The organism is Nonomuraea soli (assembly GCF_013761175.1).
In the GTDB taxonomy this organism is placed as follows: domain Bacteria; phylum Actinomycetota; class Actinomycetes; order Streptosporangiales; family Streptosporangiaceae; genus Nonomuraea; species Nonomuraea soli.
This window is the reverse complement of record NZ_JACDUR010000010.1, coordinates 324,599-337,811: the sequence shown is the minus strand read 5'-3', so window position 1 is coordinate 337,811 and position 13,213 is coordinate 324,599. Positions and strand designations below refer to the sequence as shown.

The 13,213-nt window shown below is 70.3% G+C and carries 11 protein-coding genes; 8 read left to right on the top strand and 3 right to left on the bottom strand.

What is annotated here, in order from left to right; all coding sequences use genetic code 11:
- Positions 1-117 precede the first annotated feature (117 nt).
- A complete protein-coding gene (locus tag HNR30_RS43105; protein WP_181615988.1) occupies positions 118-750 on the bottom strand; it encodes a response regulator in 633 nt (210 codons plus the stop codon).
- Positions 747-1,892, bottom strand: a complete 1,146-nt coding sequence (locus tag HNR30_RS43100; RefSeq protein WP_181616030.1) for an ATP-binding protein — start codon at positions 1,890-1,892, stop codon at positions 747-749. The genes HNR30_RS43105 and HNR30_RS43100 overlap by 4 nt, the downstream gene beginning before the upstream one ends.
- A 239-nt stretch (positions 1,893-2,131) precedes the next feature.
- Here HNR30_RS43100 and HNR30_RS43095 point away from each other — a divergent pair, with 239 nt between their 5' ends.
- The 8 genes from HNR30_RS43095 to HNR30_RS43060 all read left to right on the top strand — a co-directional run bounded on the left by HNR30_RS43095 (position 2,132) and on the right by HNR30_RS43060 (position 12,179).
- Positions 2,132-3,682 carry a PspC domain-containing protein gene (locus HNR30_RS43095; RefSeq protein ID WP_181615987.1) on the top strand — a complete coding sequence of 517 codons (1,551 nt, stop codon included), beginning with the start codon at positions 2,132-2,134 and terminating at the stop codon, positions 3,680-3,682.
- A complete protein-coding gene (locus tag HNR30_RS43090; RefSeq protein ID WP_181615986.1) occupies positions 3,672-3,866 on the top strand; it encodes a hypothetical protein in 195 nt (64 codons plus the stop codon). Before HNR30_RS43095 ends, HNR30_RS43090 begins: the two co-directional genes overlap by 11 nt.
- 76 nt (positions 3,867-3,942) lie before the next feature.
- Positions 3,943-4,416 (top strand): (2Fe-2S)-binding protein, encoded by a 474-nt coding sequence (locus HNR30_RS43085; RefSeq protein WP_181615985.1) that lies wholly within the window; start codon positions 3,943-3,945, stop codon positions 4,414-4,416.
- Complete coding sequence (locus tag HNR30_RS43080) at positions 4,413-6,794, top strand: xanthine dehydrogenase family protein molybdopterin-binding subunit (protein WP_181615984.1); 2,382 nt, start codon at positions 4,413-4,415, stop codon at positions 6,792-6,794. Before HNR30_RS43085 ends, HNR30_RS43080 begins: the two co-directional genes overlap by 4 nt.
- Complete coding sequence (locus HNR30_RS43075) at positions 6,791-7,633, top strand: FAD binding domain-containing protein (RefSeq protein ID WP_181615983.1); 843 nt, start codon at positions 6,791-6,793, stop codon at positions 7,631-7,633. Before HNR30_RS43080 ends, HNR30_RS43075 begins: the two co-directional genes overlap by 4 nt.
- Before the next feature lie 84 nt (positions 7,634-7,717).
- Positions 7,718-8,407: an SRPBCC family protein gene (locus HNR30_RS43070; protein ID WP_181615982.1), complete on the top strand. Its 690-nt coding sequence runs from the start codon at positions 7,718-7,720 to the stop codon at positions 8,405-8,407.
- A gap of 92 nt (positions 8,408-8,499) precedes the next feature.
- Positions 8,500-11,172: a bifunctional glycosyltransferase/CDP-glycerol:glycerophosphate glycerophosphotransferase gene (locus HNR30_RS43065; RefSeq protein ID WP_181615981.1), complete on the top strand. Its 2,673-nt coding sequence runs from the start codon at positions 8,500-8,502 to the stop codon at positions 11,170-11,172.
- Entirely contained in the window at positions 11,169-12,179 is a 1,011-nt protein-coding gene (locus HNR30_RS43060; RefSeq protein ID WP_181615980.1) for a glycosyltransferase, read from the top strand. The genes HNR30_RS43065 and HNR30_RS43060 overlap by 4 nt, the downstream gene beginning before the upstream one ends.
- Here the strand turns inward: HNR30_RS43060 and HNR30_RS43055 are convergent.
- Complete coding sequence (locus tag HNR30_RS43055; protein WP_181615979.1) at positions 12,164-13,210, bottom strand: sulfotransferase family protein; 1,047 nt, start codon at positions 13,208-13,210, stop codon at positions 12,164-12,166. The two genes, HNR30_RS43060 and HNR30_RS43055, sit on opposite strands and share 16 nt — an antisense overlap.
- Between the last annotated feature and the right edge of the window lie 3 nt (positions 13,211-13,213).

Genomic DNA, 13,213 nt, shown 5'->3' with positions numbered 1-13,213 from the left:
GCTCCGCACTTTTTCCCGATATTGACGACGGTCTTCCCGACTGAACACGACGACTGGCACATCCCTGCCCATATCCGGAATGTGCCACGCGATCGCGGCTCTGCCTACCCCACGGCGTCAGACGAGCCTGCGCGCCGTCGCCCATCGCGACAGCTCGTGGCGGTTCGACAGCTGCAGTTTGCGCAGCACGCTCGACACGTGCGTCTCCACCGTCTTCACCGAGATGAACAGCTCCTTGGCGATCTCCTTGTAGGCGTAACCCCGCGCGATCAGCCGCAGCACCTCCCGCTCCCGCTGCGTCAGCGAGTCGAGCTCGGGATCGATCGGCGGGGCCTCCGTGGAGGCGAAGGCGTCGAGCACGAACCCGGCCAGCCTCGGCGAGAACACCGCGTCGCCCTCGGCCACCCGCCGGATGGCGTCGGTGAGCTCACGCCCGCTGATGTTCTTCGTGACGTACCCGCGGGCCCCGCCCCTGATCACCCCGATGACGTCCTCGGCCGCGTCGGACACCGACAACGCCAGGAACCGCACCTGCCCGCCGGAGCCCAGGACACGCCGCAGCACCTCCTGCCCGCCGCCGCCGGGCATGTGCACGTCGAGCAGCACCACGTCAGGAGTGAGCTCGGCGATGGCCTTGACCGCCGACTCCACGTCCTCGGCCTCGCCCACGACGTGGATGGAGTCACCCAGCTCGGCCCGCACGCCCGAGCGGAACAGCCGGTGGTCGTCGACGATCAGAACGCGAATCATGTCTCCACCTTCATGGTCAGCATCACTTCGGTGCCCTCCCCGGGCTCGGTGCGCACCTTGGCCGTGCCGCCGTGCCGTTCCATTCTGCCGATGATGGACTCCCTGATCCCCATCCTGTCCACCGGGACGGCCTCCATGTCGAAGCCCTTGCCCCGGTCCTTGACCGAGATGAAGACCTCCTGGCCCTCCACCTCGGCGTACACGGAGATCACCGGCGAGTCCGAATACTTGCCCGCGTTGACCATCGCCTGGCGGAACGCCTTGAGCATGCCGTCGAGCCGCTGGTCCAGGGCGATGTCGCCGACACAGACGATCTCCACGGGGATGCCGTGCGCGTCCTCCTCCTCGGCGGCGATCCGCCGTACGGCTGCCGCGAACGTCGTGTCGGCGTCCTGGGCGGGCTGGTAGAGCCAGTTGCGCAGCTCGCGTTCCTGGGAGCGGGCGAGCCTGGTGACCTCGCGCGGGTCGTGCGCCACACGCTGGATGAGGGTGAGGGTGTGCAGCACCGAGTCGTGCACCATCGCGGCGATCTCCGCCTTCTCCTCCTGGCGGATGCGCTCGCGGCGCTCCAGCTGGAGTTCCTTCCACAGGCCTGCGAGCCACGGCAGGGCGATGACCACCAGGCCGCCGACGACGACCACGGTGAAGATGAGCCCGGAGCGGGCGGCCTCCAGGGCGCCCTGCGTGAGGAGGAAGCCGATCGCGCCGCCGACCACCAGCAGCACGCCGAGAAGGGTGCGGACGCGGTTCTTGCGCATGCCCTTGGTGGCGCCGCTGACCCAGCTGGTGCGCCGGTCGGGATCGGCCTGCTGCCACAGGATCAGCGCGCCGATGCCGCCCACCGCGAAGGGCAGCATGGCGACGCCGCCCCGCGAGGCGCCGGTCAGCCAGCCGAACGCGAACAGGGCGATGCCGATGGCGGTGAAGGCGGCCAGCTGGCTCCAGTCGCGTGAGGGAGGGGCTCCCTCGTGCGGCTCGCGCGGTGTGATCATCCACAGCACCGCGTAGACCACCACGCCGACGCCCTCGACGGCGCCCAGCAGCAGGAAGGCCAGCCGGATCACGACCGGGTCCAGCTTCAGCTGCCTGGCCAGGCCTCCGGCCACGCCGCCCACCAGCCGGCCCTCCATGGGCCGCGTCATGCGGCGGAAGGGTTCGGGCGCCTTCTGCTCGCTGTCGACGACACTCACCTCTTCACGCCGAACAGATCCTTTTAGCACGGATGCCCCTTCGACGTTAGTACGTGCCTGAGCATCGTCACATGTCTGCCTCGCCGTCCACATCAGGGATGTCCCCTGACCTGCCCTGGCCCGCGATCGTCGGGGTTGCCTCAGGGTGGTCCCCGATGCGGCCGCGGGCAGCTCAGGCCACGATAGGACCTATGACTGAGGTACCCACCCCGCCCAGGCCGCTCGGCCGCAGCAGCGAAGGCCGCATCCTCACCGGAGTCTGCGCCGGGCTGGGCAGGTACACCGGCATCGACCCCATCGTCTTCCGCGCGGGCTTCGCGATCCTGCTCCTGGGATCGGGAGTCGGGGTCTACCTGTATCTCGCGGCGTTCCTGCTGATGAGGGCGCCGACGGGCGGCCCCGGATACGTCGAGCAGTGGACGCGCCGCGACTTCACCGGCGACACCGTGCTCGCGCTGCTGACGGCGGTGCTGGGCTTCGGACTGATGGTCAACCTGGCGACCGTGGCGTTCGGCACGGGGACCCTGGTGGTGGCGATCCTGCTGGCCGTGGGCCTGCTGGCCGCGCACTCGAACGGGGTGGACCTGCTGGGGCTGGCCCGGTCGATGCCCGAGCGCCTCAACCGGCGACGGCCGCGCAACGCTCCTGCTCATGTGCCCTCCGCCCCCGCGCCCGCCTTCGACGAGGTTCCGTTGTTCGGAGGAGGAACGGCGAAGCAGGCCGCCCGTGACGAACCGGACTTCGCCGTACCGCCACCCGCGCCCGCCGCGCCCCCCAGGTGGAGCACCGCCGAGGAGCACGTGGAGGCGCTCAGCGAGGACGTGCGCCCGCACGAGCCGCCGCACAGCACGCCGGCGCACGACACGCGGGTGGACGACACGCGGGTGGATGACACGCGGGTGGACGACATGCGGGTGGACGACACGCGGGTGGACGGTCCTACGGCGACCTTCCCCACTGCGGACGCCCCGCCCACCTCCCAGACGGCCACCCCGCGGTTGTCGTACGGCGAGCCCTTCGCCCCCCACGGCCCCTACCAGCCTCTGGATCCCACCAGGCGCCCGGGCTACTACGACCCGAGAAACTTCGCCCCGCAGGCACCCGAGCGACGCCCCAAGCGAGCCAAGTCGGTCATCGGCGTCCTCACCACCCTGCTGGCCCTGATCATTGGAGTGATCGTCGTGGCCGTCCAGACGTCCCCGTCGGGAACCGGATCGCCGAGCCTGGTCGTCGTCAGCGGCGCGATGCTGGTCACCATCGGCGCAGGCCTGCTGGTGGCGACCTGGTGGGGCCGTGGCGCCGGCCTGGTGGCCCTGGGCACGGTCATCGCCCTGGGGGCTGCGGTGGGCCTGATGTTCAGCGGCCTGCCCAAGAAGATCACCGACGCGGTGTGGACTCCGAGGAGCATGCAGGACGTGCCGCAGACGTACTCCGTGGGCATCGGCGAGGGCACGCTCGACCTGACCGAGCTCCCCCTGCGAGCGGGCTCCACGACGACGTTCAACGCCTCCATCTCGGTCGGCGAGCTGACGGTGATCGTCCCGCCGACGGCGAGGGTCGAGGTGCACGCGACGAACCGGGTCGGCGACATCAAGATCGATCACCAGGTGAACGGCGGCACCGGCCTGGAGATCAACGAGACACTGGAGCCCGAGGTGGAGCCCGGCAGCGGCGAGCCCGCGACGATCGTGCTCCGCATCAAGGGCGGCGTCGGCGACATGGAGGTGCGCCGTGCAGCGTAAGGGCAACCTCCACAGGACCGACTGGATGGCGCTGCTGAGCGGCCTGCTCTTCCTGGTCGTGGGCATCCTGCTCCTGACGGGGGCGCTGACCGACTGGGTGCTGCTGGCCTCGCTCACGGTGGGCGGGCTGGCGATCGCGGGAGTGATCTCGGTGATCGCCCGGCTCATCCGCGGAGGGCGCTGACCAAGCAAACCCTTGACCGGGAAAAACACGGGCGTACGTTGGCATTTATCCGCCTTATCCCTTCAGGGGAGGACGTATGCCCCGAATCGCCGTCACCGTTGACGGAATCAAGTACGAGCAGGACGTCGAACCGCGCCTCCTGCTCGTCCACCTCCTACGAGACCACCTGGGCAAGACCGGCACCCCCATCGGCTGCGACACCAGCAACTGCGGCGCCTGCACGGTCCTGCTCGACGGCAAGAGCGTGAAGAGCTGCTCGGTCCTGGCGGTCCAGGCCGACGGCAGCGACGTGGTCACCATCGAGGGCCTGGCCACGAACGGGTCGATGCACCCGATGCAGCAGGCCTTCCACGAGGAACACGCGCTGCAGTGCGGCTACTGCACCCCCGGCATGGTCATGGCCTCCATCGACCTGCTGAGGACCGACCCCGATCCGTCCGAGGAAGCCATCAGGGAAGGCCTGGAAGGCAACCTCTGCCGGTGCACGGGTTATTGCAACATCGTCCGGGCGGTGAAGCGAGGCGCCCAGAACGTGGGAGCGACGTCATGAGCGAGATCGACCCCGCGGCGATCGCCGAGCAGGCCGACGTCCCCACCGAGCCGAAGCAGGCCTCCCACGAGGTGGGCAGGGCACGCCGTCGCAAGGAGGACGCCCGCCTGCTGACCGGCAGGACCCAGTGGACCGACAACATCCAGCTGCCCGGCATGCTCTACGTGCAGTTCCTGCGCAGCCCGATGGCGCACGCGAGGATCACGCGCGTCGACGTCGAGGCGGCCAGGCAGCTGCCCGGCGTGGTGGCGGCCTTCAGCGGCCGCGACTTCGCCGCCGAGCAGGGCAGCCTGCCGTGCGCGTGGCCGGTCAGCGAGGACATCGTCATCCCCGACCACCCGCCGATGGCCTACGAGGAGGTTCGATACGTCGGCGAGGCGGTCGCGTGCGTCGTGGCCACCAGCCGCTACCAGGCCGCCGACGCTCTGGAGGCGATCGAGGTCGACTACGAGCCGCTGCCCGCGGTGCTCGACATGAACGAGGCGCTGACCGGTACCAGCCCCAAGGTGCACGACCAGGGCAACCAGGCCTTCACCTGGAAGTTCGGCCAGGGCGACATCGACGAGGCGTTCCGCGACGCTCCGGTGGTGATCGACCGCACCTACGTCCAGCAGCGGCTGATTCCCACCGCCATGGAACCGCGCGCGGTCGTCTGCACCACCGACGGCCAGAGCTTCACGATGTGGTCGGCCACCCAGATCCCGCACATCCTGCGCTTCCTGCTGGCCGCGACCACCGGCATCCCCGAGCACATGATCCGCGTGATCGCCCCGGACGTGGGCGGCGGATTCGGCTCCAAGCTGCAGGTGACCGCGGAGGAGGTGCTCTGCCTGCTGCTGGCCAGGCGCCTGGGCAAGCCGGTGAAGTGGACCGAGAGCCGCTCCGAGGGCAACCTGACCGTGCACCACGGGCGTGACCAGATCCAGCACATCATGATCGCCGCCGAGGGCGACGGCCGCATCCGCGGCATCAAGGTGGACCTGCTGGCCGACATGGGCGCCTATCTGATGCTGGTCACACCGGGCGTGCCGCTGCTGGGCGCGTTCATGTACAACGGCATCTACAAGATGGACGCCTACGACTTCGCCTGCACCGGCGTCTTCACCACCAAGATGCCCACCGACGCCTACCGCGGGGCGGGACGTCCCGAGGCGACCTACGCGCTGGAGCGGGCGATCGACGAGCTGGCGCACGAGCTCAAGCTCGATCCGATGCAGGTGCGCAGGCTCAACTGGATCAAGCACGAGGAGTTCCCCTACACCACGATCGCGGGGCTCACCTACGACTCGGGCAACTACGAGGCGGCGACGGACCGGGCGATGGCCCTGTTCGGCTACGACAAGCTGCGGGCGGAACAGGCCGACCGGCGCGACCGTGGTGATCCCGTGCAGCTCGGACTCGGGATCAGCACCTACACCGAGATGTGCGGCCTGGCGCCGAGCCGGGTGCTGGGCTCGCTGAGCTACGGAGCGGGCGGCTGGGAGCACGGCTCCGTCCGCATGCTGCCCACCGGGAAGGTCGAGGTGGTCACCGGCAGCTCGGCCCACGGACAGGGGCACGAGACCGCCTGGAGCCAGATCGTCGCCGACGCGCTCGGCGTGCCGTACGAGGACGTCTCGGTCCTGCACGGCGACACGGCGATCTCGCACAAGGGCATGGACACGTACGGCTCGCGCAGCCTGGTCGTGGGCGGCATGGCCGTGCTGCAGGCGTGCGAGAAGGTCAAGGAGAAGGCCAGGCGGCTGGCCGCGCACACCCTGGAGTGCTCGCCGGACGACATCGAGTTCTCCCAGGGCGCGTTCAAGGTCAAGGGCACCAGCCAGCAGAAGACCATCCAGGAGCTGACGCTGGCCGCCTTCGCCGCCCACGACCTGCCCGACGGCATGGAGCCCAGGCTCGACGCCGACGCCACGATCGACCCGGAGAACTTCTCCTACCCGCACGGCACCCACCTGTGCGCGGTCGAGGTCGATACCGAGACGGGCCAGACGAAGATCCGCTCCTATGTGGCCGTGGACGACGTCGGCCGGGTGGTCAACCCGCTGATCGTCGAGGGTCAGGTGCACGGCGGCATCGCGCAGGGCATCGCTCAGGCCCTGTTCGAGGAGGCCGTCTACGACGCCGAGGGCAACCTGCTGACCAGCACGATGGCCGACTACCTGCTCCCGAGCGCGGCGGACCTGCCCACCTTCGTCACCGACAGGACCGAGACCCCTGCCACCAGCAACCCGCTGGGCGTCAAGGGTGTCGGCGAGGCGGGCACGATCGCCTCCACTCCCGCCGTCGTGAACGCCGTCGTGGACGCGCTGCGCCCGCAGGGTGTGCACGACATCCAGATGCCGTGCACACCCGAGCGAGTCTGGAGGGCCCTGCAGTGATCCCGGCCCAGTTCGACTACGTGAGACCGACCAGCGTGCAGGAGGCGAGCCAGGCGCTGGCAGGCGACGACGACGCCAAGGTCATCGCCGGCGGCCAGTCGCTGCTGCCGCTGCTGCGCCTGCGCCTGACCTATCCGACCCTGCTGGTGGACGTCGGCAGGCTGAGCGAGTTGCAGGGGGTGCACGACCGGGGTGACCACGTCTTCATCGGCGCCGCGGTCACCCACGACGAGGTCGTGCGCTCGGGCGTGATCCGTGACGCGTGCCCGCTCGTGGCTCTGGCCGCCGCCACCGTGGCCGACCCCGCCGTACGGCACCGCGGCACGTTCGGCGGCTCCCTGGCGCATGCCGACCCGGCGGGAGACCTTCCCGCGGTGGCACTCGCCCTGGACGCGATCCTGGTCACCTCGGAACGCGAGATCCCGGCCTCGGAGTTCTTCGTCGACTACCTGGAGTCGGCGATGCACCCGGGCGAGATCCTGGTCGGGATCAAGGTGCCCAAGCTCGGTCCTGGCTGGGGGTTCCACTACGAGAAGTTCCACCGTACGGCCCAGGCCTGGGCGATCGTCGGCGTGGCGGCGGCCGTACGCCGCTCCAACGGATCGATCGCCGAGGCGCGCATCGGGCTGACGAACATGGGCTCGGTCCCGGTCCGCGCCCGAGAGACCGAGGCCCGCCTGCGGGACCTCGACCTGGGCGAGGCGGTGCGGCAGGCGTGCGCGCACGCGGCCGAGGACACCTCGCCCCCGTCCGACCTGCACGCGCAGGCGGACTACCGGCGCCATCTGGCCCAGGTGCTGACCCACCGGGCGGTCCGTGCCGCCGCCGGGTCGCCCTGATCGCGGGAAGGGGCATCCGGGCGGGCATCCCTCCCGGATGCCCCTTCCACAGCGTAATGTCGCACTTAGGCAGAAGGAGCGGTCATGGCGATGAGGTTCGAGCACGAGTTCTCGGTCCCGGTTCCTGTCGAGCAGGCCTGGGCGGTGCTGCTGGACGTCGAGCGGGTGGCGCCCTGCCTGCCCGGCGCGGCACTCGACATCGTCGAGGGCGACGAGTTCACCGGCAGGATGAAGGTCAAGGTCGGGCCGATCACCGTGACCTACCGGGGGTCGGCGCGCTTCGAGGAGATCGACAAGGACTCCTACAGCATCCGGCTCAAGGCCGGGGGCAAGGAGGCCAGGGGTTCGGGTACGGCCGAGGCCACCGTCAACGCCCGGCTGGCCCCCGACGGCGACCGGACGGCCGTCAAGGTCGAGACCATGTTCAACGTCACCGGCCGCCCCGCTCAGTTCGGCCGCGGCGTGATGCAGGAGGTCGGGTCGAAGCTGATCGACCGCTTCGCCGCCAACCTGGCCGACCTGCTGGCGGGCAACCAGGAGAACGACGTCGAGGCCCTCGCGGCCGAGCCGCAACCCACAGCGACGGCCGACGAGGGCGAGCGGCACCTGACGGCGGTCCCTGGCACGCTGCGCACCTCGCGCACCCCCGACGAGGAGGCGCTCGACCTGCTGGAGATCGCCGGAGCCCCGCTGATCAAGCGGGTGGCGCCGGTGGTCGGCGCGCTGGCGGTCGTGGCGTTGCTCATCTGGGTCATCAGGCGGCTTTTCCGGTAAAAGTCCCGGCAAGTCGCGGCAAGTCCGGACACTTCGCCCGACGTACGGGAATGCCTTTCCTCGAAGAGTGAACGATTCGGGGGGAATCAGGCATGCCGGACTGCAGCGTTGTCGTGATCGCCCACAACGACGCGGCCCGCCTGCCCAGGGCCGTGCGTTCCGTCCTCGACCAGTCGTTGCGCAACCTCGAAGTGATCATCGCCGACGACGCGAGCACCGACGGCACCGAGCAGGTGGCGCGGCAGCTCATGGCCGAGGACAACCGCGTGCGCTACCTGCGCAGGAAGGTCAACAGCGGCGGCTGCGGAGCCCCGCGCAACGACGGGATCGACGCGGCGCTCTCGCCGTACATCATGTTCCTCGACAGCGACGACCGGCTGACCAGGCACGCGTGCAAGAGCCTGCTCACCGAGATCGAGCGCACCGGCGCCGAGTTCGTCTCCGGACAGATCTCGCGCTTCTACGAGGCGACCGGCAAGCAGCAGCGCTACTACCCCTCGCTGTTCGCCCCGCGCCGCGTCGTCGAGGGCATCGAGGCCGAGCCCGAGCTGTTCGTCGACAGCTTCACCACCAACAAGCTCTACGACGTCGCCTTCCTGCGCTCCAAGGCCCTGCGCTTCCCCGAGGGCGTGCACTTCGAGGACCACGTCTTCGCCGCCGAGCTGTACAGCGTGGCCACCCGCTTCGCCGTCGTCCCATGGGTCATCTATCTGTGGCACCGGGCGGCCGACGACAGCTCGATCTCGCTCAGCCACCACGAGATGGCCAACGTGCGCCAGCGGATCGACGCGGCCTTCGCCGCCGACCGCATCCTGGCCGACCACGGCCTCAGCCACCTGGTCCCCGAGCGCCAGCACCGCTTCCTGCGCCAGGACCTGCCCGTCTACCTGCACCCGATCCCCTCGCGCGAGGAGGTCTGGGTCAAGGAGTTCGCCGCGGTGGTGCGCCCGTACCTGGCCACCGTCCCGCAGGAGGTCCTCGACCGCACCGACCCCATGGTCAAGGTCTGCGCCCAGCTGATCCTCGACGAGCGCGTCGAGGACCTCACGGTCGCCGCCCGCTCGCTCACCGGCCCCAAGGCGCCGCCGCGCCAGGCCACCCAGCAGAACGGGCGCACCTACTGGGGCACCTCCGTCGGGCCCGGCACCGACATCACGGCGCTGCGCCTGGCCGAACTGCCCTACACCGCCTCCCGGCTGCGCCACGAGGTCACCGACCTGGCCACCGACGGCCGGCGGGTCACCATGACCGTGCGCACCTACGACCCCTTCGGGGCGCTGCCCACCGGATGGAAGGCCTTCCTCCAGCTCGGCGGCACCAAGGTGCCGATCGAGCCCCGGCACTCCGGCGACGGGTGCTACATCAGCGAGATCTCGTTCGTGCCCAGCAAGAGCGGCGACCCGCGCATCGGCTTCACCCGCCTGGCCGACGGGCGCACCACCACCGACCGGCTGCTGATCGACCCGCGGGCCGAACCGGTACGGGTGGGCGAGGTCACCGTGCGGCCGGAGGGGCGCTCGGCGTTCCTGCGCGTGCACGCGCCGAAGCCGCGGCCGTCGCTGCTGCGCCGTACCGCCAGGAAGCTGCTCAAACGCTGGAGCACCCCGGCGATGAAACTCAAGGTCTACAAGGTGCTGATCCGGGTAGTCCCTCGCAAGAAGGACCTCGCGCTGTTCGAGTCCGACTGCGGAAAGGGATACACCGGCAGCCCGCGCGCCCTGTACGAGGAGCTGCGGCGACGCGGGCTGCCGGTGGCAGTCGTCTGGTCGGCCGCGCGCAACAAGGAGAACTTCCCCAAGGACGCGGCCATCGTACGGCGCAGCAGCTGGCGCTACATCTGGACGATGGCCAGGGCCGCCTACTGGGTCGACAGCCACGGCTTCCCGCTCGACTATCCCAAACCGCGCGGCACCCGCTACCTGCAGACCTGGCACGGCCAGGGCATCAAGTCGATCGGCTTCGACGCCCCTGACCTGCGCGCCGACTTCGCCCAGCCGCGCGACCAGTGGCGCGACGCGATCGCGCGCTGGGACGCGCTGGTCTCCCCCGGCGCCGAGTTCGAGCGCATCTTCGTCACCGCCAACCGTTACGCCGGACCGCTCCTGAGGTACGGCACGCCCCGCTGCGACGCGCTGGTGCGCGGCGAGACTCCGCAGGGCGTGCGGGAACGGCTGGAGATCCCGCCGGGCAAGAAGGTGCTGCTCTACGCGCCCACCTACCGCGACGCCGCCAAGTTCTCCGGCCGATCGGTCAGGGTCGACCTGGACCTGCTGGCCGAGGAGCTGGCCGACGAGTGGGTGCTGGTGCTGCGCACGCACCCCGTGGAGAAGTACAAGGTGCCGCAGCGGGTGAGGCACTTCGTCCGGCCGGCGGGCTCGTACCCGGAGATCAACGACCTGATGCTGATCTCCGACGCGCTGCTGACCGACTACTCCTCTGTCAGCAGCGACTACGCCGTGACGGGCAAGCCGATGCTGTTCTACATCGACGACTGGGACGACTACCGGCGCAACGAGCGCGGCGTCTACCACGACCTGCCCTCGATCGCCCCAGGACCGTGCCTCTTCACCACCGAGGAGCTGGTCGCCGCCCTGCGTGACCTGCCCGCCGTCCACCGCGCCCACGCCCAGCGGTACGCGGCCTGGCGGCAGCTGTGGTGCGCCGACGAGCGGGGCAACGCGGCGGCCAGGGTCGTCGACGACTTCTTCGCCGGGCCGCTCGCGCAGCCCGCGGTCGGCGGCGGCTTCCTGTGGGGGACCCGATGAGCGTGACGTTCGCCTGCATCGACGCCGACACCCTGGGCGGCATCCAGCAGATCACCCACACCCTGGCCCAGGGCCTGGCCGAGCGCGGCTACGACGTGCGGGTCATCGGGCTGCAGCGCACCGAGGCGCCCTTCCGCTACGTCGAGCACCCGCTCTACACCCGCCACCTGGTGGCCAAGGACGGCAAGCTGGACAAGATCCTGCCCTCCGACGGCTTCCTGGTGATGACCTCGCCGGGCGTGGTGACGCGGCTGGCCGGCCACGGCTCGGGGCTCAGGCGCATCGGGCAGTACCACGGCTCGTACGAGCACGCGCGCGGCACCTGGCACCTGGGATCGATCCGCAGGCACTACGGCCAGCTCGACCAGGCGGTCTTCCTCAGCGAGGCCGACGCCTGGCAGTTCGCCGAGCACACCCTGCTGCCCAACACCTGGGCCATGCCCAACCCGCTGCGCGAGTGGCCGGCGCGCGTCTCGACGCTGACGACGCCGCGCGTCCTGGGCGTGGGGCGGCTGGCGGGGGTCAAACGGTTCGACCGCCTCATCACCGCCTTCGCCAGGGCGAGCGCGCCGCCGTGGGAACTGCATCTCATCGGCGACGGGCCCGAGGAGGAGCGGCTGCGCGCGCACGCCCGGCACGAGGGCGTCGCGGACCGGGTGATCTTCCGCGGCCGGGTGCACGCCGCCGACATGCCCGCGGAGTACGACGACGCCGCGCTGCTCGGACTGTCGAGCGAGCACGAGGGGCTGCCGCTGGTGCTGCTGGAGGCGGCCGCCCACGGGGTGCCCGCGGTGGCCTTCGACGTCTCGGGAGGGGTGCGCTCCGTCGCGCCCGCGCTCGTCGCGCCCGGTGACGTGGACGGCTTCGCCGTACGGCTCGGCGCGTTGATGGCCTCCTACGACGAACGGCGGCGCCTGGGCGCCGCCGTTCGGTCACAAGCGGCGGGATTCCGGCTCGACCGGGTCCTGGACCGCTGGGAGGTGCTCTTCTCTCACATCACGCGCTGAGGCATCTCCGCCTCGGCACGCTGCTGCGGGATGCCCGCCAGCGCGCACTGCTCCTCGGTCAGCAGCGCCGCCACCGGACCGGGCTCGCGCAGGCGCATGAACCGGTCGCGCAAGGCCTTGCGGCTGCGGTTGGAGCGACGCTTGGCCATCGTCCGCTGCAGCGAGGCGATGTGCTCCTTGGCCGGTCCCGGCGCGCCCGACAGCTCGTAGCCCTTGTCCTGGAGGCGGGCGCCGAGCATGTCCTCGCAGAGCGAGATCTCCCAGTCCTCCAGCCGGTGGCCCCAGCTGCCCACGCGGGCCTTGGTCACCTCGCCGTGGGTGTTGGTGTGCCAGACCTTGTGCAGCGGGACGACCGTGTCGGCGGCCTGCTTGGGCGAGACCACCGACGGGTCGAACTCCTCGCCCAGGTAGGCGCAGAGCTTCTGCATCTCGGCGCCCGGATCGTCGGTCAGATCCTCGTAGCGCAGCTCGTAGTAGCTGTCGGCCGGCAGGGTCTTGGCCAGCTTGTTGCCGTAGTCGATCGCCTCGGCCCAGGTCGACATCGCGTGGAAGGAGTCCAGCGTGAACCAGGGCATCTCCTTCAGCGACGAGACGCAGTCGCGCCCGTCCCTGATCAGGTGGATGAACTGGGCATCGGGGAAGATGCGCCTGAGGATGTCGACCTGCTTGACGTAGCTGGGCCGCTTGTCGCCCCACCGGGCCTTGCCGAAACGATCGGCGTACATGCGGAAGGCCGTGCCCAGCACCGAGCCCAGCGAGCCGGGCGCCTTGGTCGCCTCCTGGACGAAGGCGTCCCTGGCGAGGCCGAGCTCCTTGAACTTGGTGCTCTTGTCGGTGGCGATCCACTCGGCCAGCGCCTGGCGGCAGGCCGCGTCGCGCATGTCGCCGAAGGCACGACGCCGCGTGTAGGTCGGGATCACGAACCGGGTCTCGGGCGCCACCGCGATCCTCGGGTGCGAGTGCAGCATGAGCTGCAGCATCGTCGTCCCGGAACGCGGGCAGCCGATGACGAACACCGGACGGTCTGACATTGG

What these genes read in the sequence shown, in the direction of transcription:
- HNR30_RS43105 (WP_181615988.1), bottom strand. Translation starts at nt 750, where the DNA reads ATGATTCGCGTTCTGATCGTCGACGACCACCGGCTGTTCCGCTCGGGC.
- HNR30_RS43100 (WP_181616030.1), bottom strand. Translation starts at nt 1,892, where the DNA reads ATGACGCGGCCCATGGAGGGCCGGCTGGTGGGCGGCGTGGCCGGAGGC.
- HNR30_RS43095 (WP_181615987.1), top strand. Translation starts at nt 2,132, where the DNA reads ATGACTGAGGTACCCACCCCGCCCAGGCCGCTCGGCCGCAGCAGCGAA.
- HNR30_RS43085 (WP_181615985.1), top strand. Translation starts at nt 3,943, where the DNA reads ATGCCCCGAATCGCCGTCACCGTTGACGGAATCAAGTACGAGCAGGAC.
- HNR30_RS43080 (WP_181615984.1), top strand. Translation starts at nt 4,413, where the DNA reads ATGAGCGAGATCGACCCCGCGGCGATCGCCGAGCAGGCCGACGTCCCC.
- HNR30_RS43070 (WP_181615982.1), top strand. Translation starts at nt 7,718, where the DNA reads ATGGCGATGAGGTTCGAGCACGAGTTCTCGGTCCCGGTTCCTGTCGAG.
- HNR30_RS43065 (WP_181615981.1), top strand. Translation starts at nt 8,500, where the DNA reads ATGCCGGACTGCAGCGTTGTCGTGATCGCCCACAACGACGCGGCCCGC.
- HNR30_RS43060 (WP_181615980.1), top strand. Translation starts at nt 11,169, where the DNA reads ATGAGCGTGACGTTCGCCTGCATCGACGCCGACACCCTGGGCGGCATC.
- HNR30_RS43055 (WP_181615979.1), bottom strand. Translation starts at nt 13,210, where the DNA reads ATGTCAGACCGTCCGGTGTTCGTCATCGGCTGCCCGCGTTCCGGGACG.